This window comes from Bradyrhizobium sp. USDA 326 (assembly GCF_049739485.1).
GTDB lineage: Bacteria > Pseudomonadota > Alphaproteobacteria > Rhizobiales > Xanthobacteraceae > Bradyrhizobium.
The window spans coordinates 7,710,738-7,737,217 of sequence record NZ_JBMGQA010000001.1 but is presented as its reverse complement, the minus strand read 5'-3'; the positions used below and the strand labels follow the sequence as shown (position 1 = coordinate 7,737,217).

31 protein-coding genes and 1 pseudogene are annotated in these 26,480 nt (G+C 64.9%); 23 read left to right on the top strand and 9 right to left on the bottom strand.

Annotated elements, in window-relative coordinates:
* Window positions 1-12: 12 nt before the first annotated feature.
* Window positions 13-930, bottom strand: a complete 918-nt coding sequence (locus ABIG06_RS36850) for an ABC transporter permease subunit (protein WP_124162313.1) — start codon at window positions 928-930, stop codon at window positions 13-15.
* 289 nt (window positions 931-1,219) lie between these two features.
* Between ABIG06_RS36850 and ABIG06_RS36845 the strand changes: the two genes are divergently transcribed.
* Both ABIG06_RS36845 and ABIG06_RS36840 read left to right on the top strand, forming a co-directional pair.
* Window positions 1,220-1,390 carry a hypothetical protein gene (locus tag ABIG06_RS36845; protein WP_199752028.1) on the top strand — a complete coding sequence of 57 codons (171 nt, stop codon included), beginning with the start codon at window positions 1,220-1,222 and terminating at the stop codon, window positions 1,388-1,390.
* A gap of 224 nt (window positions 1,391-1,614) precedes the next feature.
* Entirely contained in the window at window positions 1,615-2,184 is a 570-nt protein-coding gene (locus ABIG06_RS36840) for a hypothetical protein (protein WP_370140499.1), read from the top strand.
* On the opposite strand, the gene ABIG06_RS36835 is transcribed toward ABIG06_RS36840, so the two are convergent.
* The 3 genes from ABIG06_RS36835 to ABIG06_RS36825 form a co-directional block, all read right to left on the bottom strand.
* Complete coding sequence (locus tag ABIG06_RS36835; protein WP_124162311.1) at window positions 2,146-2,538, bottom strand: carboxymuconolactone decarboxylase family protein; 393 nt, start codon at window positions 2,536-2,538, stop codon at window positions 2,146-2,148. The genes ABIG06_RS36840 and ABIG06_RS36835 overlap by 39 nt on opposite strands.
* 108 nt (window positions 2,539-2,646) lie before the next feature.
* Complete coding sequence (gene pcaD / locus ABIG06_RS36830; protein WP_370140498.1) at window positions 2,647-3,429, bottom strand: 3-oxoadipate enol-lactonase; 783 nt, start codon at window positions 3,427-3,429, stop codon at window positions 2,647-2,649.
* Between the two features lie 126 nt (window positions 3,430-3,555).
* A complete protein-coding gene (locus tag ABIG06_RS36825) occupies window positions 3,556-4,911 on the bottom strand; it encodes a 3-carboxy-cis,cis-muconate cycloisomerase (protein ID WP_370140496.1) in 1,356 nt (451 codons plus the stop codon).
* A gap of 173 nt (window positions 4,912-5,084) precedes the next feature.
* Here ABIG06_RS36825 and ABIG06_RS36820 point away from each other — a divergent pair, with 173 nt between their 5' ends.
* From ABIG06_RS36820 to ABIG06_RS36765, 12 genes and pseudogenes are all read left to right on the top strand, one after another.
* Window positions 5,085-5,531, top strand: a complete 447-nt coding sequence (locus tag ABIG06_RS36820; RefSeq protein ID WP_319330370.1) for an SRPBCC family protein — start codon at window positions 5,085-5,087, stop codon at window positions 5,529-5,531.
* A 149-nt stretch (window positions 5,532-5,680) separates the two neighbouring features.
* Complete coding sequence (locus tag ABIG06_RS36815) at window positions 5,681-6,166, top strand: (2Fe-2S)-binding protein (RefSeq protein ID WP_212288800.1); 486 nt, start codon at window positions 5,681-5,683, stop codon at window positions 6,164-6,166.
* Between the two features lie 27 nt (window positions 6,167-6,193).
* Window positions 6,194-7,000, top strand: a complete 807-nt coding sequence (locus ABIG06_RS36810; protein ID WP_124162306.1) for an FAD binding domain-containing protein — start codon at window positions 6,194-6,196, stop codon at window positions 6,998-7,000.
* 60 nt (window positions 7,001-7,060) lie between these two features.
* Window positions 7,061-7,984, top strand: a complete 924-nt coding sequence (locus ABIG06_RS36805) for an AAA family ATPase (protein ID WP_124162305.1) — start codon at window positions 7,061-7,063, stop codon at window positions 7,982-7,984.
* A gap of 92 nt (window positions 7,985-8,076) precedes the next feature.
* Window positions 8,077-9,280, top strand: a pseudogene (locus ABIG06_RS36800) (vWA domain-containing protein).
* Between the two features lie 10 nt (window positions 9,281-9,290).
* Window positions 9,291-9,614, top strand: a complete 324-nt coding sequence (locus ABIG06_RS36795) for an XdhC family protein (RefSeq protein ID WP_007602422.1) — start codon at window positions 9,291-9,293, stop codon at window positions 9,612-9,614.
* A 2-nt stretch (window positions 9,615-9,616) separates the two neighbouring features.
* Window positions 9,617-10,318, top strand: coding sequence for an XdhC family protein (locus ABIG06_RS36790; RefSeq protein ID WP_124162303.1), 702 nt, complete (start codon window positions 9,617-9,619; stop codon window positions 10,316-10,318).
* Complete coding sequence (locus ABIG06_RS36785) at window positions 10,315-11,919, top strand: NTP transferase domain-containing protein (RefSeq protein ID WP_370140495.1); 1,605 nt, start codon at window positions 10,315-10,317, stop codon at window positions 11,917-11,919. Before ABIG06_RS36790 ends, ABIG06_RS36785 begins: the two co-directional genes overlap by 4 nt.
* Before the next feature lie 197 nt (window positions 11,920-12,116).
* Window positions 12,117-12,506, top strand: coding sequence for a DUF4189 domain-containing protein (locus tag ABIG06_RS36780; RefSeq protein WP_370140494.1), 390 nt, complete (start codon window positions 12,117-12,119; stop codon window positions 12,504-12,506).
* A 65-nt stretch (window positions 12,507-12,571) separates the two neighbouring features.
* Entirely contained in the window at window positions 12,572-12,982 is a 411-nt protein-coding gene (locus ABIG06_RS36775) for a DUF2000 family protein (protein ID WP_370140493.1), read from the top strand.
* A gap of 136 nt (window positions 12,983-13,118) precedes the next feature.
* A complete protein-coding gene (gene adhP, locus ABIG06_RS36770) occupies window positions 13,119-14,144 on the top strand; it encodes an alcohol dehydrogenase AdhP (protein WP_370140492.1) in 1,026 nt (341 codons plus the stop codon).
* A gap of 19 nt (window positions 14,145-14,163) precedes the next feature.
* Complete coding sequence (locus tag ABIG06_RS36765) at window positions 14,164-15,444, top strand: alpha-glucosidase/alpha-galactosidase (RefSeq protein ID WP_370140491.1); 1,281 nt, start codon at window positions 14,164-14,166, stop codon at window positions 15,442-15,444.
* A 32-nt stretch (window positions 15,445-15,476) separates the two neighbouring features.
* Here the strand turns inward: ABIG06_RS36765 and ABIG06_RS36760 are convergent, their stop codons facing one another.
* Genes ABIG06_RS36760 through ABIG06_RS36750 form a run of 3 tightly spaced genes read right to left on the bottom strand, consistent with a single transcriptional unit; the run spans window position 15,477 to window position 16,696 of the window.
* A complete protein-coding gene (locus tag ABIG06_RS36760; protein WP_370140490.1) occupies window positions 15,477-15,890 on the bottom strand; it encodes a GFA family protein in 414 nt (137 codons plus the stop codon).
* A 12-nt stretch (window positions 15,891-15,902) separates the two neighbouring features.
* On the bottom strand, window positions 15,903-16,364 hold the full coding sequence (locus tag ABIG06_RS36755; protein ID WP_370140489.1) for an SRPBCC family protein: 462 nt from the start codon (window positions 16,362-16,364) through the stop codon (window positions 15,903-15,905).
* The gene (locus ABIG06_RS36750; RefSeq protein WP_370140488.1) at window positions 16,361-16,696 is read right to left on the bottom strand and encodes an ArsR/SmtB family transcription factor; all 336 of its coding nucleotides are present in this window, start codon (window positions 16,694-16,696) and stop codon (window positions 16,361-16,363) included. The genes ABIG06_RS36755 and ABIG06_RS36750 overlap by 4 nt, the downstream gene beginning before the upstream one ends.
* A gap of 107 nt (window positions 16,697-16,803) precedes the next feature.
* On the opposite strand from ABIG06_RS36750, the gene ABIG06_RS36745 reads away from it, so the two are divergent.
* The 6 genes from ABIG06_RS36745 to ABIG06_RS36720 all read left to right on the top strand — a co-directional run bounded on the left by ABIG06_RS36745 (window position 16,804) and on the right by ABIG06_RS36720 (window position 22,854).
* Window positions 16,804-17,496, top strand: coding sequence for a TetR/AcrR family transcriptional regulator (locus tag ABIG06_RS36745; RefSeq protein WP_370140487.1), 693 nt, complete (start codon window positions 16,804-16,806; stop codon window positions 17,494-17,496).
* Window positions 17,493-18,281: an HlyD family secretion protein gene (locus ABIG06_RS36740; RefSeq protein ID WP_370140486.1), complete on the top strand. Its 789-nt coding sequence runs from the start codon at window positions 17,493-17,495 to the stop codon at window positions 18,279-18,281. Before ABIG06_RS36745 ends, ABIG06_RS36740 begins: the two co-directional genes overlap by 4 nt.
* Complete coding sequence (locus ABIG06_RS36735; RefSeq protein ID WP_124162292.1) at window positions 18,278-19,210, top strand: ABC transporter ATP-binding protein; 933 nt, start codon at window positions 18,278-18,280, stop codon at window positions 19,208-19,210. The genes ABIG06_RS36740 and ABIG06_RS36735 overlap by 4 nt, the downstream gene beginning before the upstream one ends.
* Window positions 19,207-20,370, top strand: a complete 1,164-nt coding sequence (locus tag ABIG06_RS36730) for an ABC transporter permease (protein WP_370140485.1) — start codon at window positions 19,207-19,209, stop codon at window positions 20,368-20,370. Before ABIG06_RS36735 ends, ABIG06_RS36730 begins: the two co-directional genes overlap by 4 nt.
* A gap of 110 nt (window positions 20,371-20,480) precedes the next feature.
* Window positions 20,481-21,788 (top strand): adenylate/guanylate cyclase domain-containing protein, encoded by a 1,308-nt coding sequence (locus tag ABIG06_RS36725; RefSeq protein WP_124162290.1) that lies wholly within the window; start codon window positions 20,481-20,483, stop codon window positions 21,786-21,788.
* A gap of 151 nt (window positions 21,789-21,939) precedes the next feature.
* A complete protein-coding gene (locus tag ABIG06_RS36720; RefSeq protein WP_424578558.1) occupies window positions 21,940-22,854 on the top strand; it encodes a PhzF family phenazine biosynthesis protein in 915 nt (304 codons plus the stop codon).
* Window positions 22,855-22,969: 115 nt separating this feature from the next.
* Here the strand turns inward: ABIG06_RS36720 and ABIG06_RS36715 are convergent, their stop codons facing one another.
* A complete protein-coding gene (locus ABIG06_RS36715) occupies window positions 22,970-23,431 on the bottom strand; it encodes a DUF488 family protein (protein ID WP_124162289.1) in 462 nt (153 codons plus the stop codon).
* 9 nt (window positions 23,432-23,440) lie between these two features.
* Window positions 23,441-24,262, bottom strand: coding sequence for a DUF72 domain-containing protein (locus ABIG06_RS36710; RefSeq protein WP_370140484.1), 822 nt, complete (start codon window positions 24,260-24,262; stop codon window positions 23,441-23,443).
* A 114-nt stretch (window positions 24,263-24,376) separates the two neighbouring features.
* Between ABIG06_RS36710 and ABIG06_RS36705 the strand changes: the two genes are divergently transcribed.
* From ABIG06_RS36705 to ABIG06_RS36695, 3 genes are all read left to right on the top strand, one after another.
* Window positions 24,377-24,742 (top strand): hypothetical protein, encoded by a 366-nt coding sequence (locus ABIG06_RS36705; RefSeq protein ID WP_370140483.1) that lies wholly within the window; start codon window positions 24,377-24,379, stop codon window positions 24,740-24,742.
* 159 nt (window positions 24,743-24,901) lie between these two features.
* Window positions 24,902-25,105 (top strand): hypothetical protein, encoded by a 204-nt coding sequence (locus tag ABIG06_RS36700; RefSeq protein ID WP_124162286.1) that lies wholly within the window; start codon window positions 24,902-24,904, stop codon window positions 25,103-25,105.
* Between the two features lie 238 nt (window positions 25,106-25,343).
* Window positions 25,344-26,477, top strand: a complete 1,134-nt coding sequence (locus tag ABIG06_RS36695) for a glycosyltransferase family 2 protein (protein ID WP_124162285.1) — start codon at window positions 25,344-25,346, stop codon at window positions 26,475-26,477.
* Window positions 26,478-26,480: the final 3 nt, after the last annotated feature.

Sequence of the window (26,480 nt, the reverse complement as noted above, 5' to 3'; positions counted from 1 at the left end):
GCGGCCGGTCCGTCAGACTTTTTCGACTTCGGGACGGCCGAGCAGGCCGGTCGGCATGAAGATCAGCACGACGATCAGGATGGAGAACGCCGCGACGTCCTTGTATTCGACCGAGAAATAGGCCGACCAGAACGTCTCGATCAGACCGATCGCGAGCCCGCCGAGCATGGCGCCCGGCAGCGAGCCGATGCCGCCGAGCACGGCGGCGGTGAACGCCTTGATGCCGGCGACGAAGCCCATGAAGAAGTCGACCAGGCCGTAATAGAGCAGGTACATCAGGCCGGCCACCGCAGCGAGCGCGGCGCCGATCACGAAGGTCATGGAGATGGTGCGGTCAACGTTGACGCCGAGCAGTGCCGCCATGGTCTGATCCTGCTCGCAGGCGCGCATGTCGCGGCCGAGGCGGGTGCTCGATACCAGCCAGGTGAAGATTGCCAGAAGCACGATGGTGGTGACGACCACCATGATCTGGATATTGGAGAGCTGGATCACGAAGCCGTCCGGGCTCTCGTGCAGCGTGTAGCCGCCGGTGATGAAGGGCGGGATCGGCTTGACGCGCGCGCCTTGTGCCACTTGCGAATAGTTGGTCAGCACGAAGGACATGCCGATCGCTGACAGCATCGGGGCGAGGCGGAAGGAATGGCGCAGCGGCCGGTAGGCAATGCGCTCGATGGTCCAGCCATAGAGCGCGGTGATCGCCATCGAGACCAACAGCACGACGAGCAGGATCACGGGGATGGCGGTCAGCCCGAACGAGATCAGGATCAGGAAGGTGATGAGGGCAATGAAGCCGCCGATCATGAAGACGTCGCCATGGGCGAAGTTGATCATGCCGACGATGCCGTACACCATCGTGTAGCCGATCGCGATCAGCCCGTAGATCGAGCCCAGGACGAGACCATTGATGAGTTGCTGGGCGAAATAATCCATGGGCTGCCGTTTACCAAACCTGACGCCGCTCAAAGGGAGCTATTCGAGAGAGAGTCTTGAGTTTCTTCTCGGGCCCCGGCAGCCCTTGAGCATTCTTCAGGTTTTGTAACAGGAGGGAACTGGCGGCCGCAACTGGCGAAGCCGCATCAGATGGGCTTGTACAGTGGTCATTTCGTTACGACCGTCATCTTCCCGTTCCGCATTGCAGGGAACCCGGTTCCCCAGGCAACCAAAATCGTGGTCGGCCGTTATCACCGTTCTCTGACGTCCAACAAGGGAGTTCCCCCCGATGACGAAGCAGCAGAACCAGAATCCGGGCCAGCAGAGTCAGAACCCCGGCCAGCGCAATCCGCAACAGCAGCAGGGCGGCGGCCAGAAACCCGGACAGCAGCAGCAGGACCCGATGCGCCAGGGCGATCGTCCGGGCCAGCAACAGGGCGGCCAGCGCGGTCAGGAATAGCGAGTTTGGGAGCCCAGGAGTAGGAGTGGCCCCGCCGAAAGGCGGGGCCTTTTTCTTGCGAAAGTCATTCCGGGTCCGGTCCTTCGGACCATCCCGGATGACAAGGTCCGGGCGGCAGTTAAGGTAAACAAAGGGTTTAAATTGCCGCCACGGTCTGATGCGAGTTAGCTCCGCCAATGCCGCCGCCTTCGTCGGAGGGCCTCGGCAAACAGGCGGGAAGCGGAATGTTCAGGAATTGGCGGATCGGTTCGGTCAACGGCGCGCTGCTGGCGGCCTATTTCATTCCGGCCTGGGCCCTGGTCGCCTTCAACATCATTGTCGCGCCTGTGCACGGCCTCTACGAGCGGCCGAGCGTCGCCGTCGCGCTGTTCCTGAGCGACCATCTCCAGATGGCGGGGATGGACACGGTGCGCACCGCCTGGCTGCTTGCGCTGGGCCGCCTGACCGTGGTGGCATTCTTTGCGATCTACCTCGTGCTGCTCTGCATTCCCCGAATTCGCAAGAGCGGCGGCAGCGACGAGGCGCTTGGCATTGCGCTGGCGATCGGCAGCCTGATCTCGTTTGCCAGCATGGTGATGGCCTCGAAGGTCGGCGAGATGGCCGCGCTCCGGCTGCATGCCACCGAGCTTCTGCTCTTGCTCGGTGCCGCGATCGTGGTGGTGATCGAAAAGCCGGCGCCAGCGCCGAAGACGTCGGAGATCGCCGCGCCGCCAAGCCTCAAGCCGCCAAGCCTCAAGCCGCCAAGCCTTGAGCCGCTAGGACTTGAGCAGGCCGAGCTCCTGCACAATCGCTGAGGCTTCCTTGACGGCGTGGTTCACCGCCGGCACGCCGCAATAGATCGCCTGCTGCAGCAGGATTTCCTTGATGTCATCGGGCGTGAAGCCGCCCTCGGCAAGCGCGGCACGCACGTGCAGCCGAAACTCGTCCCATTGCCCGAGCGCGACCATGGTGCCGATCACCAGCACGCGCCGCGTGCGCTCGTCGAAATGCGGCCGCGTCCAGATCTCGCCCCAGGCATAGCGCGTGATCATGTCCTGGAAGTCGGTGTTGAACGCGTTGCGGTTCGCGATCGACTTGTCGACCCAGGCATTGCCGAGCACTTTCCGGCGCACGTTCATGCCGGCATCGCGGCGCTTCTGGTCGTCCATGTGTTTTCCTCCTTCGTCATTGCGAGCGTAGCGAAGCAATCCAGAAATGCGTCCGAGGAGACAGTCTGGATTGCTTCGTCGCTACGCTCCTCGCAATGACGGTCGTTGCTAACGCTGCGTCAAAAATCCCACCACCGCGTCGGTAAATGCGTGCGGCTGCTCGACGTTGGAAATGTGCGCGGCGTCGATGATGGTCATGCTGGCGCCGGGAATGTTCGAACGGATCAACTCGGCCGCCGAGATCGGCGTCGCCTGGTCGTGGCGGCCGGCGATGACGAGCGTCTGGCTCTTGATCTTGGGAAGCAGCGCGCGCTGGTCCAGCGTCGACAGCGCCTCACAGCAGGCGAGATAACCCTCGACCGGCGAGGCGAGCAACATCGATTTCATCTTCGCGGTGATCTCAGGCTCGCGCTCGCGGAAATCCTGGGTCAGCCAGCCCGCGATCACGGCATCGGCGACGGCGGCGATGCCGCCATCCTTCACCGCCTTGATGCGGTTATGCCAGTTTGTTGGATCGGAATAGTAGCAGGACGTATTGGCAAGGATGAGCTTGCCGAACCTCTCAGGCGCGTTGGCGCCCAGCCATTGCCCGACCATGCCGCCCATCGACAGACCGCACCAATGCACCTTCTCGATGTTGAGATCGTCGAGGATCGCCAGCACGTCGCGGCCGAAACGCTCCATCGTGTAGGGGCCGGGCGGAACGCTGGACTTGCCATGGCCGCGGCGGTCGTAGCGGATGACGCGGAACACCTGCGTCAGCGCCTTCATCTGCGGCTCCCACATCTGGAGCGTGCAGCCCAGCGAGTTGGACAGCATCAAGGTTGGCCCGCCGTCGCGGCCCTCGACGGAGACGTTGAGCAGGCAACCGTCGGCTTCGATCATGGGCATGGCACGCTCCTCGTCATGCGCGGGCAATAGCGCTCAGCGCGTCTTATCCCATATTTCCCGCGCATCCATCTCAAAAAGCGAATCTATCCAGGATGATGGATTGCCGGGTCAAGCCCGGCAATGACATCAGGAAAGATCCAGTGAATCCACCAGCCGGTCGATCAAGGCCTGAGAGGCCCCTTGATAGACCATCGGCTCGAACAATGAAGCAATTTTTTCCGGCGCAAGGTGCGCGGTCACCTGCGAATCGGCCGACAGCACCTCGCGCAGATGCTTCCTCTCGGCGACCGCGCGCTTACTCGCGGCCTCGATCAGATGATGCGCATCGCCCTTGCCGATCTTCTCCGCCAGCGCGAAGGTGACCGCCTCGGCCATGATCAGGCCCTGCGTCGCATCGAGATTGCGAAGCATGCGCCCAGCATCGACCTCGAGACCCTCGGCGATGTCGACGATCGCCGCAAGCGCGCCGGAGGTGACCAGCATCAGTTGCGGCAGCGTCGGCCATTCCGCGTGCCAGGGGCCGGCGCTGCGCTCGTGGTCCTGCACCTGCGCGGCGAAAATCGTGGCGGCGAGCTGCGGGGCCATGGTGGCGGCGCCCAGCGCGCTCGCAGCGGCAACCGGGTTGCGCTTGTGCGGCATGGTCGAGGAGCCGCCGCGGCCTTCGCCGGCTGGCTCGAACGCTTCGGCGACGTCGGTCTGCATCAGCAGCGAGACGTCGCGCGCGATCTTGCCGCAGCTGCCGGCGAGAATGGCAAAACAGGATGCAGCCTCGGCGATGCGGTCGCGATGGGTGTGCCAGGGCGCTTCGGGCAGCGGAAGACCGAGCTCCTGCGCCAGCCGTTCGGCAACCGCCAGCCCCTTGTCGCCGAGCGCGGCGAGCGTGCCGGCGGCACCGCCGAATTGCAGCGCGAGGCCCTCGCGGGAGAGCCGCCGCAGGCGGCAACGGGCGCGCGCAAGGCTTGCGGCATATTCCGCCGCCTTCAGCCCGAACGGCATCGGTAGCGCATGCTGGAGCCAGGTCCGCGCCACCATCGCGGTGTTGCGATGGCTGCGCGCCAGGGCGGCAAAGCCCCTGATGGCGCGGCTGAGGTCGACATCCAATGCATCGATACCGGCGCGAAGCGTCAGCATCGTCGCGGTGTCGATGACGTCCTGGCTGGTCGCGCCCCAATGCACGTAGCGCGCGGCCTCCGCGTCTTTCTTGCCGACATTGGCGGTCAACGTCTTGACCAGGGGAATCGCGAGATTGCCCGATCGCGTCGCGGCCTCGGCCAGTGCGGCCATGTCGAAGCAATCGGCCTTGCACGCGGCCTCGATCGGGCCGACGGCGGATACCGGAATCACAGCCGTGGCGGCCTCGGCGCGCGCCAAGGCTGCCTCGAAATCGAGCATGTTCTGCAGGGTAGACCGATCGTCGCAGACCGCGCGCATGGCGGCGCTCGACAGCATCGGCGCGAGCAGGGGGGAGAGGGAGGTGCTCATGTTGCGCGCGACCTAATCATCATGCCCCAGTCGTGCCAATCCCCAACCGGCCCCACACGTCTTTTTGCAGTTGCGAATATGCATTGCACGTGCCCCGGCCCCGCCCTTTCCTTTGCCGCGCCGCTGCGTTACTTGAATCAGCACTATAGTTACGCGGATCCGGGAGGCACCTGATGGCCATGACGATGAACGGCGAAGTCCAGCTTGCGGCGCCGCGCGAGGCCGTGTGGGCCAAGCTCAACGATCCCGAGGTACTGAAGTCCTGCATCCCCGGCTGCGAGGAGCTGGAGAAGACCGACGACGGCGGCTTCCGCGCAACGGCGAAAATGAAGGTCGGCCCGGTGTCGGCGCGCTTCAAGGGCAAGGTCACGCTGTCCGATCTCGATCCGCCGAACGGCTATAAGATCTCCGGTGAGGGTGAGGGCGGGGTGGCCGGATTCGCCAAGGGCGGCGCAGTGGTCAAGCTCGCTGAGAAAGACGGCGGCACGCTGCTCTCCTACGACGTCGAGGCGCAGATCGGCGGCAAGTTGGCGCAGCTCGGCCAGCGCCTCATCAACGGCACCGCCAAGAAGCTCGCCGACGAGTTTTTCTCGAACTTCGCCAAAGCTGTACAGGGCTAGCGGTACAAGGCTGAAACCTATCGCCTTTCGGCATGGCCGCTTGCGTCCGGGGTGATGTTGCCCCAGGGGACAATGGCCCATATGATGGGTTGGAATAATTATAAGAACCGCTTCGACGGGACCCGTCGGGGCGCTGATAGAGAGTGCTTATGGCAAAAATCTCCCTCATCGTGAACGGCAATCCTGTGACGGCCAATGTCGATCCCCGCACGCTTCTGGTGCAGTTTCTGCGCGAGAATCTGCGGCTTACCGGCACCCATGTCGGCTGCGACACCTCGCAGTGCGGCGCCTGCGTCGTGCATCTCGACGGCAAGGCCGTGAAGTCCTGCACCACGCTTGCGGTGATGGCCGATGGCCACGAGGTCAGGACGATCGAGGGGTTGGCCGCCGACGGCGCGCCGCTGCATCCGATGCAGGAGGCCTTTCGCGAACATCACGGCCTGCAGTGCGGCTTTTGCACGCCGGGCATGATCATGACCGCGATCGACATCGTGCATCGCAAGGGCCACGAACTCGACGACCACACGATTCGCGAGGAGCTCGAAGGCAATCTCTGCCGCTGCACGGGCTATCAGAACATCGTCGCCTCGATTTCCGCCGGCGCGAAGGCGATGGCGAAATCCGACCTCGCGTAACGCGCATCCCGCGATCAGGACATTCAGATGTACGAATTCAAATATCATCGCCCTGGGACCGTTCGCCAGGCGGCCAACCTCCTGGTGAAGAACGAAGACGCCAAGGTGATCGCCGGCGGCCACACGCTGATTCCCGTCATGAAGCAGCGCCTCGCAAGTCCCCCGCATCTGGTCGACCTCTCCCATGTCGAGGGGCTGAACGCGATCGAGATGAAGGGCCGCTCGCTCGTGATCGGCGCCACCGCCAAGCACGCCGAGGTCGCGAGCTCCGCCATCGTCGGTGAGGCGATCCCGGCGCTGGCGAACCTTGCAGGCGGGATCGGCGATCCCGCCGTGCGTCACAAGGGCACGATTGGCGGCTCGCTCGCCAATAACGATCCGACCGCCGACTATCCGGCCGCGGTGCTTGCGCTCGGGGCCACCATCGTCACCAACAAGCGCCGCCTCAAGGCGGAAGAGTTCTTCCAGGGCCTGTTTACGACGGCGCTCGAAGCCGACGAGATCATCACCAAGGTGATGTTCCCGCTGCCGAAGAAGGCGGCCTACATCAAATTCCGCAACCAGGCCTCGCGCTACGCGCTGGTCGGCGTGTTCGTGGCGCGCCGTCCGTCGGACGTGCGCGTCGCCGTCACCGGCGCCGGCTCCGAAGGCGTGTTCCGCGTCACCGCATTCGAGGAAGCTCTGAAGAAGCGCTTCGCCTCGAAGGCACTGGAAGGCATCGCGGTGCCGGCGGAAGGTCTCAACAGTGATATCCACGGCAGCGCCGAATACCGCGCACACCTCATCGGGGTGCTGACGCGGCGTGCGGTCGACGCCGCCAACGCCAAGGCGTGAGGTGACCTCACGCCTCGGCCAAACTTGTCCCGGTGAGGGCGTAGTAAGACTGGCTTTCTCATGACTTCAACGCCCAACCCGTCCGGTGCTTTGCCGGCATCGGTCGATGCGATGCTCGACCTTCTGACATCGCGGGGCTACCTCGCCGAGCGCTCGCTTGCGACGGTGACCTACCTCTCCTTGCGCATGGGCCGGCCACTGTTCCTCGAGGGCGAGGCCGGCGTCGGCAAGACCGAGATCGCCAAGGTGCTCTCGGCGGCGCTGGGGCGGAAGCTGATCCGCCTCCAGTGCTATGAAGGCCTCGACGTCTCCTCCGCGGTCTACGAGTGGAACAGCGCCGCGCAGATGATCGCGATCCGGATGGCGGAAGCGGCCGGCGACACCGATCGCGACCAGCTCTCGAGCGATATCTTCGCCGATCGCTACATGATCAAGCGGCCGCTGCTTCAGGCCCTGGAGCCCGACGTCGCCGGTCCGCCGGTGCTGCTGATCGACGAGCTCGACCGCGCCGACGAGGCGTTCGAGGCCTACCTGCTCGAGATCCTCAGTGACTTCCAGGTGACCATCCCCGAATTCGGCACCGTGAAGGCCCCGCATCCGCCGATCGTCATCATCACCTCCAACCGCACCCGCGAGATCCACGACGCGCTGAAGCGGCGCTGCCTCTATCACTGGGTGGATTATCCTGCCGCCGAGCGTGAGCTTGCGATCGTCAAGACGCGCGTGCCCGGAATCTCCGCCAAGCTCTCGCAGCAGGTCGTGCGCTTCGTGCAGGCGCTGCGCAACCAGGACTTCTACAAGTCGCCGGGCGTTGCCGAGACCATCGACTGGGCGACCGCCCTGTCCGAGCTCGATGCCCGATCGCTGACCCCGCAAGTGGTCGGCGACACGCTGGGTGCGCTGCTCAAATATCAGGACGACATCACCCGGATGCAGGGTGATGCCTTGCAGAAGGTGCTGAAGGAAGCGACGAGCGAGAATTGATCGTCGTTCCGGGGCGATGCGCAGCATCGAACCCGGAACCTCGAGATTCGTCGCTTCGCGACGCCCCGGAATGATGGAGCGAGGATAGACCCATGGCCATCAACCACCTTGCCCCGGAGCAAACCGAGCAGTTCGCCGACAACATCGTCGGCTTCGCCCGCGCGCTGCGTGCCGCCGGCATTCCCGTCGGGCCGGGCGCGGTGATCGATGCCATGAATGCGCTCGAGGTGATTGACATCGGCAACCGCGCCGACGTCTTCACCACGCTGGAGGCGATCTTCGTCAAGCGCCACGAACATGCGCTGATCTTCAAGCAGGCCTTCAACCTGTTCTTCCGCGCCTCGGAGGAATGGAAGCACATGCTGGATTCGGTGCCGCTGCCGGAGCAGGCCAAGAAGAAGCCGCAGGCGGGCGCGCGCCGCGTGCAGGAGGCGATGTCGCAGCCGCGGATGACGGAGACGCCGCAGCACCAGGAGCAGGATCTGCGCCTGTCCGTCTCCGACAAGGAGATCCTTCAGAAAAAGGATTTTGCGCAGATGAGCGCGGCCGAGATCGCCGAGGCGCTCCGCGCCATCGACCGGATGCACCTGCCGCAGGCCGAGCTTCTGACGCGCCGGCAGCAGCCCGACGCCCGGGGCCCTGCGGCTCGACCTGCGCCGCACGCTCCGCGCATCGCTCCGCACCGGCGGCGACATCATCGACATCCATCGTCTCGGGCGGATCCAGAAGCCGGCGCCGATCGTCGCGCTGCTCGATATCTCGGGCTCGATGAACGAGTACACCCGCCTGTTCCTGCACTTCCTCCACGCCATCACCGACGCGCGCAAGCGCGTCTCGGTGTTCCTGTTCGGCACCCGTCTGACCAACGTCAGCCGCGCGCTGCGCCAGCGCGACCCCGACGAGGCGCTGGCGAGCTGCTCGGCCTCGGTCGAGGACTGGGCTGGCGGCACTCGGATCTCGGCCTCGCTGCACAACTTCAACAAATTGTGGGCGCGGCGGGTGCTGAGCCAGGGCGCCATCGTGCTCCTGATCTCCGACGGGCTTGAACGGGAGGCCGATTCCAAGCTGGCCTTCGAGATGGACCGGCTGCACCGCTCCTGCCGGCGGCTGATCTGGCTCAACCCGCTGTTGCGGTTCGGCGGTTTCGAGGCCAAGGCGCAGGGCATCAAAATGATGCTTCCCCACGTTGACGAATTCCGCCCGGTGCATAATTTGAGTTCGATCCAGGAGCTGATCACGACGCTCTCCCAGCCGCTGCCGCCGCATCACCGCAGCCTGATCCGCTCCGCAGCTTGAGAGGTCCCCCATGCTCGATCGCGACGAGGATATCCTGAAGGCGGCGGAGGACTGGCAGAAGGCCGGTCGTGGCGTCGCGCTCGCCACCGTTGTGGAGACCTGGGGGTCGGCGCCGCGCCCGGCGGGCTCGAGCCTCGTCATCAATGACGAGGGCACCTTCCTCGGCTCGGTCTCCGGCGGCTGCGTCGAAGGCGCCGTGGTGACCGAGGCCATGGATGTGATCCAGAGCGGCAAACCGAGGATGCTGGAGTTCGGCGTGGCCGACGAGACCGCCTGGAATGTCGGGCTGTCCTGCGGCGGCACCATCCGCGTCTTCGTCGAGAAGGTCGGTTAGCCGTGAAGCTCGCAATCCTGCACGAACTTAATGCCGAGCGCGCCGCGCGCCGGCCGGTGATCCTGGTGACCGACACCGAGAGCGGCGAGCAGCGGCTGGTGAAGGCGAGGGATTTTGCCAAGGACCCCTTGCGCACCGAGCTGGAGAAGCAGCTCCGCATGGGCAAGAGCGCCAGTGTCGAGGTCGGCGGCAAGAAGCTGTTCCTCAACGTCTACGCGCCGACGGCAAAGCTCGTCATCGTCGGCGCCGTCCATATCAGCCAGGCGCTGGCGCCGCTGGCGCGCTCGCTCGGCTACGACGTGACTGTGGTCGATCCACGCACGGCCTTCGCAAGCCCCGAGCGCTTCCCGGACATTCCGCTGATTGCCGAATGGCCCGACACGGCGCTGCCGCCGCTCAACGTCGATGCCTACACCGCCTTCGTCGCGGTGACGCACGATCCGAAGATCGACGATCCCGCGCTGCTGCACGCCTTCGAGCGCAACTGCTTCTATATCGGCGCGCTCGGCTCGCGAAAGACCCATGCCAAGCGTGCCGACCGGTTGCGGGCGCAGGGCGCCAGGGAAAGCGACATCGCGCGCATCCACGCGCCCATTGGCCTTCCGATCGGCGCGGTCTCTCCTTCCGAGATCGCGGTGGCGATCATGGCCGAGATCACGGCCGCGCTTCGGCTGCCTCCAAAAGAAAAAGAAGAAGCGGCATGAAATTTGGACCCGCGAGCCCGAGGGATGCGATCGGCGGGGTGACCGTCCACACCCTGCGCCAGGGGTCGCTGGTTCTGAAGAAGGGCACGACGATCGGACCTGCCGAGGTCGAGGCTCTGGAGCGCGCCGGCATCAAGGACATCGTCGTGGTGCGGATGGAGGCCGGCGACGTCTCCGAGGACGTCGCGGCCGCCAGCATCGCGCTCGCGATCGGCGGCGAGGGCATTCATGTCGAGCGCGCCTTCACTGGGCGTGCCAATTTGTTTGCCGCGCAGCCCGGCGTGCTGGTGATCGACCGCGCCGCGGTCGACCGCATCAACAACGTCGACGAGGCCATCACTTTCGCGACGCTGACCGCCTACAAGCCGGTAGTCGAGGGCGAGATGGTCGGCACCGTCAAGATCATCCCGTTCGGCGTCGAGGGCGTTTTGCGCGATGCGGCAGTGAAGGCCGCCGGCAAGGACGTCCTTAAGATCGCCCCTTACGTGATCAAGCGCGTCGGCGTCGTCTCGACGCTGCTGCCGGGCCTGTCCTCCAAGGTGATCGACAAGACGTTGCGAGTCACCGCCGAGCGGCTCGCGCCGGCCGGCGCCAGCGTCATTGCCGAGCGGCGTGTCCCGCATGAGGAGCAGGCGCTGTCGGCTGCGATCAAGGACTTGCTCGGCCTTGGCGCCGAGCTCGTCATTGTGTTCGGCGCCTCTGCCATCGCCGATCGCCGCGACGTGATCCCCGCGGCGGTTACCGGCATCGGCGGCGAGATCGAGCATTTCGGCATGCCGGTCGATCCCGGCAATCTGCTGCTGATCGCCCGCGCGGGCGGCGTCCCGGTGCTGGGCGCGCCGGGTTGTGCGCGCTCGCCGGTCGAGAACGGTTTCGACTGGGTTTTGATGCGGCTCCTCGCCGGCATCAAGGTGACGCGGTCCGAGCTGATGGGCATGGGCGTCGGCGGTCTCCTGATGGAAATCGTGACGCGACCGCAGCCGCGCGCAAAGCCTGAGACGGAGGGCAACAGCCAGGTCGCGGCCATCGTGCTCGCGGCGGGCCGTTCGACCCGCATGGGCGGCCCGAACAAGCTGCTCGCCGAGCTCGACGGCAAGAAACTGGTCCGCCTTGCGACCGAGCAGGCGTTGGCCTCGAAGGCATCGGAGGTGATCGTCGTGACCGGCCATCAGGCCGAACTCGTCGAGCAGGCTCTGCAAGGCCTGAAAGTCAGGTTCGTCCGCAATCCGGATTTCGCCGGCGGCATCGCCAGCTCTGTCAAGGCGGGGATCGCGGCCGTGCCGGAAACCTGCGGCGGCGCCGTGGTGTGCCTCGGCGACATGCCGCTGATCGATGCCGGCCTGATCGACCGGCTCATCGATAGTTTCGCGCCCGACCGCGGCAATCTCATCGTCGTGCCCGTCAGCGAGGGCCGCCGCGGCAATCCCGTGCTGTGGTCGCGCCGCTTCTTCAAGGAGCTGATGACGCTCGACGGCGACGTCGGCGCGCGCCATCTGATTGCAAAACATGCCGAAGCGGTGGCCGAAGTGCCCGTCGACGGCGAGAGCGCCTTCCTCGACATCGACACCCCGCAGGCGCTGGAAGCGGCAAGACGCGGATGAAGGCGTCGTGGGTGGATTGGCCGAAGGCGTGATCCACCACTGCATTTCTCTGCGGAAACAAACAGAGGTGGATTGCGCTGCGCTAGTCCAACCCTACGCCACTTCCCAAGCCCACCAATTTCAACCACCCGTTCACCATCTGGAAACGACCGCCGCTTAGAGTCGCCTCCACCTGCCTTGGGGGGAGGGGTTTTTCCATGGCTTCGAACGTCGTCGCGCGCCGTTGCGCGATGTTTTTCATTGCGCTGTCCGTCTGTGTCACCGGTGCTCGTTACATCACCGAAGCCCATGCCGCCGGGGCCTTTGCGGTCGGCAAGTGCGGCGCCTATGGCCAGGCGTATGATTACAGCGTCGAACACGAGGCGCGCGCCGCGGCGCAGAAGCAATGCAAGGGCGATTGCACCACTGTGACGATGAAGCGCGCCTGTGCCGCGATGTCGGTCGATATGACAAATCCCTGCGGCGCCTATGGCTATGCCGTCAAGCCGAAGATTTCCGCCTCGCTCAATGCCGCGACGCGTGAATGCTACAAATACGGCGGCAAGGAATGCGTGATCCGCGCCTGGGCCTGTGACGCCAAGGGGTGATTTCTTGTATTGTCATTCCGGGTTCGGTCCTTTGAGCCGCCCCGGAATGACAGTCGAGGGAATACATGCAGTTAGATACCAAGATCGCCGTTGTGATCCGCACCGATCTTCAGGCCTGGCAGAAGCTGAACGTCGCGTCCTTTCTCACCAGCGGCATCGCCGCGGCATTTCCGGACTGCATCGGCGAAGCCTATGAAGACGCCTCGGGCACGAAATATCACGCGCTGATCGGCCAGCCGATCCTAATCTATGGCGCCGACGGTCCGGCGTTGTCGCGCGCGCTGGACCGCGCGCTGACGCGTAACGTTACGCCGGCCGTCTATACCGAGGACATGTTCAAAACCACGCACGATGCCGCCAACCGCGAGGCGGTGAGGGCGGTGGCGCGCAACGAGCTCAATCTCGTCGGCATCGCGATGCGCGCCGAGCGCAAGGTGATCGACAAGATCGTCGACGGTCTCAAGTTCCATAGCTGATGTCCACCTGCGAAGTCCTTTCACCGCGCTGTCATGACGGCGGCACGCTGCGCAACGATTGGGCGGTTTGACCCGGATCAAGTGCCAGCTGCGCGCGGCCGCTACTCTGCCATTCGCAATGCGAAGGAGCAGAGATATGCCGACCATGAAAGCCGCAATCGTCAAGCAATTCGGCAAGCCGCTGGTGATCGAGGAGGTGCCGGTGCCGCAGCCCGGTCCCGGCGAGGTCCTGGTCAAGGTCAAGGCCTGCGGCGTCTGCCATACCGATCTGCACGCCGCCTCCGGCGACTGGCCGGTAAAGCCGGTGCCGCCCTTCATCCCCGGCCACGAGGCCGCCGGCATCGTCGCCGCGCTCGGGCCCGGCGTGAAGAATCTCAAGGTCGGCGACGCCGTCGGCGTCGCCTGGCTGCATGACGCCTGCATGGCTTGCGAATATTGCGAGACCGGCTGGGAAACATTGTGCGAGCACCAGCACAATACCGGCTACAGCGTGAACGGCGGCTTTGCCGAATATGTCATCGCCTCGGCCGCCTTCACCGCGAAGCTGCCGGCGACGGTGGACTTTGCTGCCATCGCGCCGATCCTGTGCGCCGGCGTCACCACCTACAAGGGATTGAAGGAGACCGAGGCCAAGCCCGGTGAGTGGGTGGTGATCTCAGGCGTCGGCGGGCTCGGCCATGTCGCGATCCAGTATGCCAAGGCGATGGGGCTCAAGGTGGCCGCGGTCGACATTGCCGAGGACAAGCTCGCGCTTGCACGTGAGGCCGGCGCCGATCTCGCGGTCGATGCGCTCGCTGCCGGCGCGGTGGACAAGGTGCTGGCGGCGACCGGGGGCGGAGCGCACGGCGTGCTGGTGACCGCTGTCTCGACGGCCGCGTTCGCGCAGGCGCTGAAGACGGTGCGCCGCAAGGGCACCGTCAGCCTCGTCGGGCTGCCGCCGGGTGAATTCCCGACGCCGATCTTCGACGTCGTGCTCAAGCGTATCACGGTGCGCGGCTCCATCGTCGGCACAAGGCGCGACCTCGACGAGGCCATCGCGTTTGCCGCCGACGGGAAGGTGAAGGCCGAGGTGGCCAAGGTGCCGCTCGCGGAGATCAACCACGTCTTCGACCGGATGAGGGCCGGCAAGATCGAAGGCCGCATGGTGCTCGACTTCAGCTAGCCTCTGCAAGGAGCAGGGCATGGCCCGGCCAACGAAGATCGTCTTTCTCGGCGCCAGCAGCGCATCCTTTGGGATGAGCATGTTCCGGGACCTGTTCTCGACCCGCGATCTCGCCGGTTCAACATTGGTCCTGGTCGGACGAGACGTCGACCGGCTCGGCCGGTCGAGACGGCTCGCGAAATTGCTCAACGAGAGATCCGGCACCGGTTATGCCATCGAGGCCACGACGGATTGGCGCGCGGCGCTCGACGGGGCAGAGTTCGTCGTGCATTCCACTGCGATCGATCGCAATCGGCTGTGGCGGCTCGATTTCGAGATTCCGCGTAAGTTTGGCATCCATCATACGCTGGGTGAGAACGGCGGACCCGGCGGCTTGTTCTTCACGCTGCGCACCTTGCCGGTAGTCTTCGACTTCGTGCGTGAGATGGAGCTCCGCTGCCCGCGCGCGACCTTCATCAACTTCTCCAATCCGGAAAGCCGCATCATCCTGGCGCTCGGGCGGTACAGCAGGATTCGCAGCGTCGGCCTTTGCCACGGAATATTCCTTGCGCGGGGCGATGTCGCCCGAATCCTGGGGATGCCGGAAAGCCGGGTGGATGTGTGGGCTGCAGGCCTCAATCACTTCCAATGCCTGACCGAAATCCGGGATCGCGAGACGGGCGAGGACCTCTATCCGCTGTTGCGTGAGAAGGAGCGGGATTTCGACCCCACCTTCTCACCCCTGACGCGCAGATTGTTGCATGCCTTCGGCTACTGGCTCGGCTGCGGCGACGGTCACGTTGGCGAGTATCTCTCGTTCGGCTGGGAGGCTGGCGAAGGCGGCTACAATTATGACTGGGACGAGACCGAACGCGCGAAACTGACGCGGCTGATCGATGACGTGCTCGCCGGTCGTGCCGATGTGCCGGACTGGTGGTCGGTGCCGTCGGGGGAACGCGCGATCAGCATCATCGCGGCCAGCGTTCATAACCGCAAGCAACTCGTCGAATCCGCCGTCGTCCACAATCGACAGGTGATCCCGAACCTGCCGGCCGATGCCGCGGTCGAGGTGCCGGTGGTAGTAGATGCCGCCGGCATCCATCCTGTCTCGCTCGGGCCGCTGCCCGATGGCGTGGCCAAGCTGATGTCGATCCAAGTTCAGGTTCAGCAGATGGCGGTGGAGGCGGCGATGCATGCCTCGAAGGAAATGGCGCTGCAAGCGCTGCTGCTCGATCCTGTGATCCATTCCGAGCAGGCCGCGCGCGGCCTGCTCGAGGAGTTGTGGGAGATCAACCGACCCTACATCCGGCCATGCATCTGAGCGACCGAGCACCACCTCCAGCGCGCCGTGCGCTACGCGGGCGGCATGCCTGCAAATCTCGTCAGGTCGGCGTCAAGATGATCCCAGCCGTAACCGCGCGCGGCGAAAGTGACCGCCTGCGGCCTGTAGCGGGCGGGATCGTCGAGGCTTGCCGCCCGGATCGTGAAGACGTCGGGCTGTGCTGCGAAGGTCATGTAAACAGGCACGCCGCATTGTGTGCAGAAGCCGCGCGTCTTCACGTTGCCGCTGTCGGCGACCATGTCCCAATGCTTCGCTTCGCCGGTCAGGGTGACGCCGGCGCGCGCGAATGTCGCGTAGGAGCCGTGGCCGCTGCCGCTTTCCCGCTGGCAGTCCCGGCACTGGCAATGATTGCTGAACAGGGGCTCGCCGGAGATCGAATAGCGGATCGCGCCGCAGGCGCAGCCGCCGGTATAGGGCCTTTCCATCGTGATATCTCCTCACTCTTCGCCGCTGATCTCGTCGAGCTTGCGGACGACCTTCTTCCAGCCGCCGCTCATGACCGTGTAGGCCGACTCGTTCTTCGGCAGGACGAAGCCCGCATGGATCAGGCGGATCCGCGTGCCGGCTTCGACCGGGGTGAGGAACCACGTCACGACGGTGTCGAGCGGTGCGCCATAGCCGGTGTTGCGCTCATCGCCGCCCTTCCAGGCGTAGACGAGGCGGCGGTACGGGACGACCTCCAGAACCCGGCAATGGATCACGCCGTCCCAGTTACCGCCCGGGGTGGTCTGGAACGTGAAGCTCTTGCCTTCGACGGCCTCGAAGCCGGTCGGCTGCATCAGCCAGCGCGCGATCAACTGGGCGCTGGTCAGCGCCTTCCAGATGGTCTCGGGCGTGTGAGGGAAGACCTCGTCGATGACGATGTCCCTTGTTTCGGCTTTCGACGCGGCAGCACTCACGGATCGATCTCCTTCAAGAGGTCACGCAGGTTCTGGAAGCGCTCGCGCCAGAAGACGCCGTAATGATCCATCCAGGTCACCAGCGGCTCGAGTCCTTGCGGTGCGGCGCGGTAATAGACGTTGCGGCCCTCTGCGCGCTCGGCGACGAGGCCGGCCTGCTTGAGGGACTTCAGGTGTTGCGAAATCGCGCCCTGAGTGACCCCACTGCCGCGCGTCAGCTCGGCGACGCTAATCTCCTTGCTTTCGAACACGCGCTCGAACACGGCGCGCCGTGTCGGGTCGGCAAGGGCGCGCATCACGGTGGTGACGGGGTTTTGGGCGGCTTCAATCATACAATTCGATTAGCGTCAGCTAATATATTAGTCAATACTAATTCGTCTCGAGGAGTAGGTTGTGTCATTGACTTGATTATGACTGACCAGTCAGTCATAGATTTCAGATGATCAGAAAGCCGACCAAAGCCGCCCTGCCGTCAGCCATTCGCGCCGGCGCGAAGGACCCTGCTCGCAGCAAGGAGGAGGCGCCCGCCTCGAGCCGCGCTACACGCGCGGCGGAGCGGCGTGCGGCGATCGTGGAAGCGGCGATGGACGAATTCATCGCGCGCGGGTTTGCGGCGACGCGGCTCGACGACATTGCCAAGCGCGCGGGCGTCGCCAAGGGCACGATCTACCTGCACTTCAAAGACAAGGAATCGATGTTCGAGGAGCTGGTGCGCATCGTCATCGTGCCTGTCGTGGCGCGGCTGACTGCGCTGCCGCCGCCGGCGGGCTCGGTGCGCGACCTGATCGAGGCTTTCGCAAGCTCCTTCCTGAAGGAGGTGATCGGTACGAGGCGCGGCGATCTGGTGCGCCTGATCGTGGCGGAGGGGCCGCGCTTTCCGTCGGTCGCCGACTTCTACTACCGTGAGGTGGTCTCGCGCGGGATTGCTGCCATGCGCGCGCTGATCGAGCTCGGCATCGCCCGGGGCGAGATCCGCGAAAAGGATCTCGCTCGCTATCCGCAGATCCTGGTCGCGCCCGCGATGATTGCGGTGATCTGGCAGAGCCTGTTTGCGCGGCATGCGCCGCTCGACGCGCAAGAGATGCTGCGCGTCCATCTCGATTTGGTTTTTGGCGAACGGAGGACGACATGACGTCGTCACAAGCAATTTTCAGTCTTGCATTGACGATCGTCCTCGCAACCGGGCTTGCCGGATGCACGGAGAAGCGCGATCCGGGCTTCCAGGGCTGGGTCGAGGCCGACATGATCTTCGTCAGCCCGGACGAAGCGGGGCGGGTCACCAAGCTCAACGTCCGCGAAGGCGACGAGGTCAAGGTCGGTGATGACCTCTATTCCGTCGACGACGACCTCCAGCGCGCCGATCTCAATCAGAACAAGGCGACACTGGCGAACGCGCAGCAGACCTATGACCGGGCGGCCTCGCTGAGCAAGACCGGCTCGGGCACCCAGGCCAATCTCGATGCCGCCGTGTCGGCCTTGCGTGTCGCGGAAGCGCGGGTGGCGACGTCGGAGACGCGGATGGCGCGGCGAAAGGGCTTTGCGCCCGTCGCCGGCACGATCCAGCAGATCTATTTTCGCGAGGGCGAGATGGTGGCGGCGCAGCGTCCGGTGCTGTCGATCATGCCGCCCGGCAACATGAAGCTGCGTTTCTTCGTGCCGGAGACCGAATTGCCGAAGCTCGCGATCGGCGACACGGTGCGCATCTCGTGCGACAATTGCGCGGCCGACCTCACCGCAAAGATCTACTTCATCGCGACCTCGGCCGAATACACCCCGCCCGTCATCTACAGCCTCGATGAGCGCAACAAGCTGGTCTATCTGATCCAGGCGCGGCCCTCTCGTCCCGATGCCTTGCGTGTGGGGCAGCCGATCGACGTGTATCTCAACCCGAAGACACCCGTGGCGGACAAGCGATGAACAGCGGCAACGGCATCGCAATCGACGTCAAGGGCCTGACCAAGTCGTTCGGCGGACGCGAGGTCGTCCACGATCTGTCGATGCAGGTGAAGCGCGGCTCGATCTACGGCTTCCTCGGACCCAATGGCTCGGGCAAGACCACGACCATCCGCATCCTCTGCGGGCTGCTCACGCCTGATAGCGGCGAGGGCACCTGCCTCGGCTACGACATCCGTCGCGATGCCGAGAAGATCAAGCGCCGGGTCGGCTACATGACCCAGCGCTTCAGCCTGTACCAGGACCTCTCGGTGCGGGAGAACCTCGAATTCGTCGCGCGGCTCTATGGCGTCACCGACGCGCGCGGCGCCGCGCGCGACATGATCAGGCGGCTCGGGCTCTCGGGGCGCGAGGAGCAGCTTGCGGGCGAGCTCTCCGGCGGCTGGAAGCAGCGGCTGGCGCTGGGGGCCTGCACGCTGCCCAATCCACAATTGTTGCTGCTGGACGAGCCGACCGCCGGCGTGGATCCCAAGGCGCGGCGCGATTTCTGGAACGAGATCCACGCGCTCGCCGCCGAAGGCCTCACGGTGCTGGTCTCGACCCATTACATGGACGAGGCCGAGCGCTGCCACGAGATCGCCTACATCGCCTACGGCTATCTGCTGGCGCACGGCACGGTGGAGGAGGTGATAGCGAAATCGGCGCTGACGACCTACACCGTCACCGGCGAGGGACTGAACGAGCTTGGGGCCGCGCTCTCGGGTAAGCCCGGGATCGACATGGTGGCGCCGTTCGGCACCTCACTGCATGTTTCCGGCCGCGATGTCGCGGCGCTCGAAGACAGCATCGCGCCCTGGCGTGAGAAGGGCGGAGTTAGCTGGCAGAAGTCGCAACCGTCGCTCGAAGACGTGTTCATCGAGCTGATGGGGCGCTCCAGGGACAATTTCCAATGAGCGCAGTCGACCATCCTGCACCACGGCGCGAGGTCCGCGAGCGCTTCGGTTTTCTGCGGCGCTCCTACGCGATGCTGGTCAAGGAGTTCATCCAGCTCAAGCGCGATCGCGTCTCGTTCGCGATGATCGTGATGTTGCCCGTGATGCAGCTGATGCTGTTCGGCTATGCCATCAACACCACGCCGCGTCATCTGCCGAGTGCCGTGCTGCTCCAGGAGGATTCCGATCTCGCCCGCTCGATCCTGAAGGCGCTGGAGAACACCGCCTATTTCCGCTTCCTCTATGAAGTGCACGATATCGACGAATTCGACAACCTGCTGAAATCCGGCAAGGTGCTGTTCGGCGTCGAGATCCCGCGCGGCTTCGAACGGGCGGTGCGGCGTGGCGACAGGCCGGCGCTGCTGGTCGCCGCCGACGCCACCGACCCGGTCGCGGCGAGTTCGGCGATCGGTTCGCTCGGCATGGTCGTGCAGACCGCGCTCAAGCACGATCTCTACATCGGCGATCCCCCGGAGATGCCGTTCGAGATCCGCGCGCACGCGCGCTACAATCCGGCAGCCAGCTCCAGCCTCAACATCGTGCCGGGGCTGGTCGGCACCATCCTGACCATGACCATGCTGATCTTCACCGCGCTGTCGGTCACGCGCGAGGTCGAGCGCGGCACAATGGAGAGTCTGCTGTCGATGCCGATCAAGCCGGTCGAGGTGATGCTCGGCAAGATCATCCCTTACGTGCTGGTCGGCTTCGTCCAGGCCTTCCTGATCATCAGCATCGGCGTCGGCCTGTTCGGCGTGCCCGTGCTCGGCAACCTCGTCCTGCTGGCGCTGCTCTCGACGCTATTCATCACCACCAATCTGTCGATCGGCTACACGATCTCGACCCTGGTGCAGAACCAGCTCCAGGCAATGCAGATGTCGATGATGTTCTTCCTGCCCAGCATCTTGCTCTCCGGCTTCATGTTCCCGTTCGCGGGCATGCCGGCATGGGCGCAATATCTCGGCGAGGGCCTGCCGCTGACCCATTATTTGCGCATCGTCCGAGCCATCATGCTGAAGGGCGCGACCATGCAGAACCTGCACTTTGACACTCTGGCGCTGGCGGCCCTGATGCTGCTCGCCATGACAATCGCCGTGACGCGCTTTCGCCGCACCCTGGATTGAGGCAGACTGCCCTGTGACGTCATTCCGGGACGATGCGCCAGCGTCGAACCCGGAATCTCGAGATACCGGGTTCGCGGCTGCGCCGCGCTCCGGAATGACAAGGGGGTGGAATGGCCGGGTTTCCCAGCAGGAAGACACGGCAGCATGCCGTGCTCTCGAAGGATTTCGAGCGCGAGCTGACGCGGGAAGTGCTGCGCACCGAGCTGTTGCGGGTGCGAGCGCTGATCCTGACGGGGTGCGTCATGATGCTGTTCCTCACTGCGATCTATTTGCTCGATCCCACTGTGGTGAACCGGGTCTGGCGCGGGACGGAAGGGATCATCCAGGTCTACGGCCTTCTCCTCGGCTTCATCCTGTTCGAGGTCTGGGTCCGCACCCAGATCAGGAAGAATCTCCGCCTCGATCGCGACCTGCCTGTGATCAGGCGCTATATCGGCGCGCTGATCGAGACCTCGCTGCCGACCGTCATCCTCATCCTGCAAATCCGGTCCATGGGCGCGAGCCAGGCTCTCGGTTTCGCAGTACCGCTCATGTACTTCATCTTCATCATCCTCTCGACTCTGCGGCTTGATTTCTGGCTTTCCTCATTCACGGGTTTCGTGGCTGCCGCCGGGCTTCTGGCGGCCGCGCTCTACTACAACATGACGAGCGAGACCGGGGAGCCCCTGATCTACTTCCACGCCGTGCGCAGCGTGGTCATCCTGATCTGCGGCGTGCTGGCGGGGGCCGTCGGCGCGCAATTGCGGCGGCAATTCGCCGCGAGTATTGCGGCAGCGACCGCGCGTGACCGCGTGACGAACCTGTTCGGACAGCATGTCTCCCCCCAGGTGGTGGAGCGGCTGATGGCCGCCGGAGCCGGCGCGGGCGGCGATCTCCGCCGTGTGGCGGTGATGTTCGTCGATTTCCGCGGCTTCACCGCCGGCGCGCAGTCGCGCACCCCGCAGGAAGTGGTCGATCGGCTCGACGGCGCCTTTGCGGTCCTGGTCGACATCCTCGACCGTCACGGCGGCATCGTGAACAAGTTTCTGGGCGACGGCTTTCTGGCGCTGTTCGGTGCGCCGCTGGAGGCCTCCGACGCTGCGCAGCGTGCGGTTGCCGCAGGCCGCGAGATGCTGAGCGCGATGGATCGCATCAACGCAGAGACGAGCTGGCCGCTTCGGATCGGCATCGGCATCCATTTCGGCGAGGTCGTCGCCGGCAATATCGGCTCGCCCCGGCGCAAGGAATACACCGTCATCGGCGATACCGTGAACTTCGCCTCGCGCCTTGAGGCACTGAACAAGGAGTTCGGCTCGCAGCTCCTGATCTCCGCATCCGTGCGCGAGGCGCTGGGCGACGACGGCAGCGACGCCGTCGCGCTCGGTGAAGTCGAGGTGCGCGGCTACGAGCGTCCGGTGGCGGTGTTTCAGCTGGGGTAGCGCGCATCATGCGTCGCCGCACGCAGGTCTCTTCCATCATCCGCGATTGCTCCGATTGCACTCAATTTTGGGGCATGACGAGCGACGTTTTCGGCTTGTAGAGTGCCGGCGAAGCGGCCGGTCGCGGCCGCGACTTGCATGAGAAGCGAAAATGCAGCGCCGCTACGTCACCGTCGACGTGTTCACCGACCGCGCCTTCGGCGGCAACCAGCTCGCCGTGGTGCTCGATGCCGGCGGGCTGACGACGCAGCAGATGCAGGCGATCGCCACCGAGTTCAACTATTCCGAGACGACCTTCGTGCTGCCGCCGCGCGACAGGGCCAACGACGCCGAGGTGCGCATCTTCACGCCGGTCCGGGAGCTTCCCTTCGCGGGCCATCCCAATGTCGGCACCGCCTTCGTGCTGGCGGGAATCGCGAATGAGCCGAAGCCGCGGCTGCTGTTCGAGGAGAAGGCCGGTCTGGTCCCGGTCGATATCGTGCGGGAGCAGGGCAGGGTGATCGGCGCCGAGCTCACCGCGCCGCAGCCTCTGGCGAGGCTTGCGCAGCTGTCCGCAGCCGACGTCGCCGCCTGCATGTCGCTGGCGGCGGATGACATCACGACCGATCATCACGCGCCGCAGGTCGTCGGCGTCGGAACGCCGTTCGTGGTTGCTGAGGTGCGATCGCGCGAGGCCGTGCGGCGCGCCAAGCCCGATGCCGCGGCATTCGGTCGGATGCTGCCGCGCGACGGTGCCTTCTCGGTCTACTTCTACACGCGCGATGTGCCGGCAGCGGAAGCGCCGTGCGAGCGTCAGGCGCGGATGTTCTTTCCCGGCGCAAGCGGCCTGATCGAAGATCCCGCCACCGGCAGTGCGACCGTTGCCGCCGCCGCGCTGTTCGCCGATCTCGATCCCATGCGCGACGGCGAATTGAAGCTCACCATCGGCCAGGGCTTTGACATGGGCCGTCCGAGCATGCTTCTCACCCGCGTGCGCAAGCAGGACGGCAAGATCGTCTCCGCCCATGTCGGCGGCAGTTGCGTGCAGATGATGGAAGGGACGTTTAGGTTGGCGGGGGAGGCTTAGCCCGTCATTCCGGGGCGCGCGTAGCGCGAACCCGGAATCTATCGGGCCGCAGTGTCGGTGGGTGCATGGATTCCGGGTTCGCGCCAAGAGGCGCGCCCCGGAATGACGGCGATGGCTACACCTGCCGTCCCGCCAAATTCTTCACCGCCACCCCGTCGCGCTCTTCGATGATCTCCGCAATCATCCGGCGGTGGCAGTGGGTGTGGTCGCGCTCGTAGCACAGCAGGCAGACGGGGCCGGCCTTCTTGACCAGTGACGAGAGCTCATCCATCGCTTCCCTGGCGTCTGACGTCTTCAGGTGCTTTGAGAAGATCTTCTCCAGCACGTCGTACTGCCCGCTGCGGGCGGCGAGGCGGCCCTCTTTCGGCGTGCCGAGCGCGGCGAGATGGACGTAGGCGATGCCGCGCTCGTCGAGGCCCGCCGAAAGCTGCTTCTTCGAAAAGCCCGGCCGGCGCGATGACGTCACCGCGCGCACGTCGACCACGAGCTTGACCCCGGATTCCTCCAGCTCGTCGAGCACGGCCTTGGGCGGCGTCTGCTCATAGCCGATGGTGAAGAGCTTCCTTGCCTTTGCCATGAACCATCCTCAGCTCACCCGCGCGATCAGCTCCATGGCGCCATGTGGCGCGCGCATCTTGCCCTCGTGGATGACATAGGCGAACACGTCGCGCGGCTCCTTCTTCGGCTTCGTCTTGTCAACCTTCGGCAGGTCGTCCGGTTCACCGCCCGAAGCCCAGTCCTGCAAGCGCTTGGCCCAGGCATCGAGCTGCTTCGGCGGATAGCAGGTCTTGATCTCGTCATTGCCCTTCTGGAGCCGCGCATAGACGAAATCGCCGGCGACATCAGCTATGGCCGGATATTTGCCGTGCTCGGCGAACACCACGGGCGTCTCGAACTCGCGGATCAGCGCGACGAAGTCCGGCGTGCAGAAGCTGTCATGGCGCACTTCCACGACATGGCGCAGCGCGCGCCCGTCGAGTTCGCGCGGCAACAGCTCCAGGAACTTGCCGAAATCGGCGCCGTCGAATTTCTTGGTCGGGGCGAACTGCCACAGCACCGGCCCGAGATGGTCGCCGAGTTCCAGCACGCCGGAATCATAGAACCGCTTGATGGAATCGCCGGCCTCGGCGAGCACGCGACGGTTGGTGGCGAAGCGCGGTCCCTTCACGGAGAACACGAAACCATCGGGAACTTCGCTCGCCCATTTGCGAAAGCTCTCCGGCTTCTGCGAGCCGTAATAGGTGCCGTTGATTTCGATCGAGGTCAGCTTCGAGGCGGCATAGGACAGCTCCTTCGCCTGCGCCAGCTTCTCCGGATAGAACACGCCGCGCCAGGGCTCGAAGGTCCAGCCGCCGATGCCGATGAAGATGTTGCCGGATTTTTTTGACGCGGTTTTTGCTTTGGCCACGGAATTTCTCGCATCGACGGGGAGGGAGCCCATCCTAGTCAAACCAGTTGTGATTGGCCAGTTGGCTCGCCCCATCTAAGCTTGCGCCCGGACCCGCGAAAAAAGGAGAACAAGATGCGGATGCTATCGGTGGGAGCCGCGCTCGTCATGATAACATCTGCTGCCATGGCCGATGATGACGACGCGAGAAGCGCGCAGAAGCTCGCCCAGCAGGGCCGCGACGATTACTGGCATTGCCTGGCGCGGGAATATTCGCGCGATTCCAATCAGGGCCTGTCTGAGCAGGATTTCGGCCGCTCGGTTGCGGGCGCCTGTCCGTCGGAGCGGCAATATTACCGGGTCGCGCTGCTCGACTATCTCACCACGCAGTATCCGAGCATCGATGCCGGCGCCCATCTCGCCACCGCGAACAGGGCGGTGGAGGCGGCGCAGAAGGACATCGTGATGGCCTTCGTCAAGCGCCGGCCGCCGGCGAAGTAGGGAATGGGGAGTGGCGAATAGCGAGTAGCGAGAAGGGCAGATGCCCGGGTTGTCTCATTCGCTACTCACCATTCGCCATTCGCCCCCTTCGGCAGCCCTTTCGGCCGCGCGCTCATCCATGGTATCACTCGCCGCATCTGGGAGCAGGGATGGACTTGCATGTCGTCTGAGTCGATGGGGGGCATTCTGGGGGCGATCGTCGCAGCGATCGTGCTTGCGGTTGCCGTCGTGTTCGGGCCGATCGGACAGTACGGCAAGCCGCCCAAGCCGGCGAAGGTCGAGCCGGCCCCGGCTGCGGCCCCGGCCGCACCCGCTGCGCCTGCGCCACGCGGGCCGATAATCCGGGAAGTACCCAACCAATAGGGCGCGAAAATGGGGTTTTCGCCCCTTGCGAAGCGCCTTTGCCGCCCCCATCTAGCGTTTAACGGCGACGTTGAGCGAAGAACTCCGTCGCTGGGACGACCTTGGAATAGCTCAGGCCTGCGCCGGATGTACGCGCGGTCCGCCGTTCCGGGGTCGTTGGCATTTTAGGGCCCTTTTCGGCCGTTCCCCAGAGACCCCGGCTTGGCAGCGCAGGACGCGGCGGATATACGCTGCCGTCATGAACGAAGCGATCAGACCCGGCGCCGACATCCCGCCGCAGGCTCAAGAGGGGCCGGAACTGTCGGTCATCGTCCCGACCTTCAACGAGCGTGACAACGTCACCGTGCTGTACCGGCGGCTGGAGGCGACGCTCGCCAACATCGCGTGGGAAGTCGTGTTCGTCGACGACAACTCGCCCGATGGCACCTGGGACGTCGTGCGCGCGCTGGCGCAGCGCGACAGCCGCGTGCGCTGTGTCCGCCGCATCGGCCGTCGCGGCCTGTCGGGCGCCTGCATCGAGGGCATCCTCGCCTCGAGTGCGCCCTATGTGGCCGTGATCGATGCCGACCTCCAGCACGACGAGACGCAACTGCCGAAGATGCTGCTGCTGCTCGCCAGCGATCAGGCCGACCTCGTGGTCGGCAGCCGCTACATCGAGGGCTACAAGAGCGAAGGCTTCAACAAGCAGCGCGCCGGCGCCAGTGCCCTCGCGACCGAGGTGGCCAAGAAGATGCTGCGGGTCGAGATCGCCGACCCCATGAGCGGCTTCTTCATGATCCGCCGCGATCGTTTCGAGCAGCTCGCGCCAAAGCTCTCCGTGCATGGCTTCAAGATCCTGCTCGACGTCGTCGCGAGCGCGCACGGCAGCTTGCGGGCGGTCGAGATCCCCTACACTTTCGGCGCCCGCCAACATGGCGAGAGCAAGCTCGATTCCATGGTCGCACTCGACTTTCTCGGACTCGTGCTGGCCAAGCTGACCAACGACATCGTCTCGCTGCGCTTCATCCTGTTCGCGATGGTCGGCGGCATCGGCCTCGTGGTGCACTTGACCACGCTGTTTATCGCGCTTCAGCTGTTCAAGGCGCCGTTCCCGGAGGCGCAGGCCGCCGGCGCCATCGTCGCCATGACCAGCAATTTCATCCTCAACAACTTCCTCACCTATCGCGACCAGCGGCTGAAGGGTTTTGCGCTGCTGCGCGGCCTCATCGCGTTCTACATCGTATGCAGCGTCGGCCTGCTCGCCAATGTCGGCGTCGCCTTCTCGGTGTACGACCAGGAGCCGATCTGGTGGCTGGCCGGCATGGCCGGCGCGCTGATGGGCGTGGTGTGGAACTACGCGATGTCCGGACTGTTCGTCTGGCGCAAGAAATAGCAC

Bases quoted from the DNA above. Each gene is read 5' to 3' on its own strand.
- ABIG06_RS36740 (WP_370140486.1), top strand. From the start codon at position 17,493: ATGACGTCGTCACAAGCAATTTTCAGTCTTGCATTGACGATCGTCCTC.
- ABIG06_RS36730 (WP_370140485.1), top strand. From the start codon at position 19,207: ATGAGCGCAGTCGACCATCCTGCACCACGGCGCGAGGTCCGCGAGCGC.
- ABIG06_RS36850 (WP_124162313.1), bottom strand. From the start codon at position 930: ATGGATTATTTCGCCCAGCAACTCATCAATGGTCTCGTCCTGGGCTCG.
- ABIG06_RS36695 (WP_124162285.1), top strand. From the start codon at position 25,344: ATGAACGAAGCGATCAGACCCGGCGCCGACATCCCGCCGCAGGCTCAA.
- ABIG06_RS36760 (WP_370140490.1), bottom strand. From the start codon at position 15,890: ATGGAAAGGCCCTATACCGGCGGCTGCGCCTGCGGCGCGATCCGCTAT.
- adhP (WP_370140492.1), top strand. From the start codon at position 13,119: ATGCCGACCATGAAAGCCGCAATCGTCAAGCAATTCGGCAAGCCGCTG.
- ABIG06_RS36745 (WP_370140487.1), top strand. From the start codon at position 16,804: ATGATCAGAAAGCCGACCAAAGCCGCCCTGCCGTCAGCCATTCGCGCC.
- ABIG06_RS36705 (WP_370140483.1), top strand. From the start codon at position 24,377: ATGCGGATGCTATCGGTGGGAGCCGCGCTCGTCATGATAACATCTGCT.
- ABIG06_RS36700 (WP_124162286.1), top strand. From the start codon at position 24,902: ATGTCGTCTGAGTCGATGGGGGGCATTCTGGGGGCGATCGTCGCAGCG.
- ABIG06_RS36810 (WP_124162306.1), top strand. From the start codon at position 6,194: ATGTACGAATTCAAATATCATCGCCCTGGGACCGTTCGCCAGGCGGCC.
- ABIG06_RS36720 (WP_424578558.1), top strand. From the start codon at position 21,940: ATGCAGCGCCGCTACGTCACCGTCGACGTGTTCACCGACCGCGCCTTC.
- ABIG06_RS36785 (WP_370140495.1), top strand. From the start codon at position 10,315: ATGAAATTTGGACCCGCGAGCCCGAGGGATGCGATCGGCGGGGTGACC.
- ABIG06_RS36825 (WP_370140496.1), bottom strand. From the start codon at position 4,911: ATGAGCACCTCCCTCTCCCCCCTGCTCGCGCCGATGCTGTCGAGCGCC.
- ABIG06_RS36780 (WP_370140494.1), top strand. From the start codon at position 12,117: ATGGCTTCGAACGTCGTCGCGCGCCGTTGCGCGATGTTTTTCATTGCG.
- ABIG06_RS36765 (WP_370140491.1), top strand. From the start codon at position 14,164: ATGGCCCGGCCAACGAAGATCGTCTTTCTCGGCGCCAGCAGCGCATCC.
- ABIG06_RS36775 (WP_370140493.1), top strand. From the start codon at position 12,572: ATGCAGTTAGATACCAAGATCGCCGTTGTGATCCGCACCGATCTTCAG.
- ABIG06_RS36815 (WP_212288800.1), top strand. From the start codon at position 5,681: ATGGCAAAAATCTCCCTCATCGTGAACGGCAATCCTGTGACGGCCAAT.
- ABIG06_RS36795 (WP_007602422.1), top strand. From the start codon at position 9,291: ATGCTCGATCGCGACGAGGATATCCTGAAGGCGGCGGAGGACTGGCAG.
- ABIG06_RS36840 (WP_370140499.1), top strand. From the start codon at position 1,615: ATGTTCAGGAATTGGCGGATCGGTTCGGTCAACGGCGCGCTGCTGGCG.
- ABIG06_RS36845 (WP_199752028.1), top strand. From the start codon at position 1,220: ATGACGAAGCAGCAGAACCAGAATCCGGGCCAGCAGAGTCAGAACCCC.
- pcaD (WP_370140498.1), bottom strand. From the start codon at position 3,429: ATGCCCATGATCGAAGCCGACGGTTGCCTGCTCAACGTCTCCGTCGAG.
- ABIG06_RS36835 (WP_124162311.1), bottom strand. From the start codon at position 2,538: ATGGACGACCAGAAGCGCCGCGATGCCGGCATGAACGTGCGCCGGAAA.
- ABIG06_RS36820 (WP_319330370.1), top strand. From the start codon at position 5,085: ATGGCCATGACGATGAACGGCGAAGTCCAGCTTGCGGCGCCGCGCGAG.
- ABIG06_RS36805 (WP_124162305.1), top strand. From the start codon at position 7,061: ATGACTTCAACGCCCAACCCGTCCGGTGCTTTGCCGGCATCGGTCGAT.
- ABIG06_RS36715 (WP_124162289.1), bottom strand. From the start codon at position 23,431: ATGGCAAAGGCAAGGAAGCTCTTCACCATCGGCTATGAGCAGACGCCG.
- ABIG06_RS36750 (WP_370140488.1), bottom strand. From the start codon at position 16,696: ATGATTGAAGCCGCCCAAAACCCCGTCACCACCGTGATGCGCGCCCTT.
- ABIG06_RS36725 (WP_124162290.1), top strand. From the start codon at position 20,481: ATGGCCGGGTTTCCCAGCAGGAAGACACGGCAGCATGCCGTGCTCTCG.
- ABIG06_RS36735 (WP_124162292.1), top strand. From the start codon at position 18,278: ATGAACAGCGGCAACGGCATCGCAATCGACGTCAAGGGCCTGACCAAG.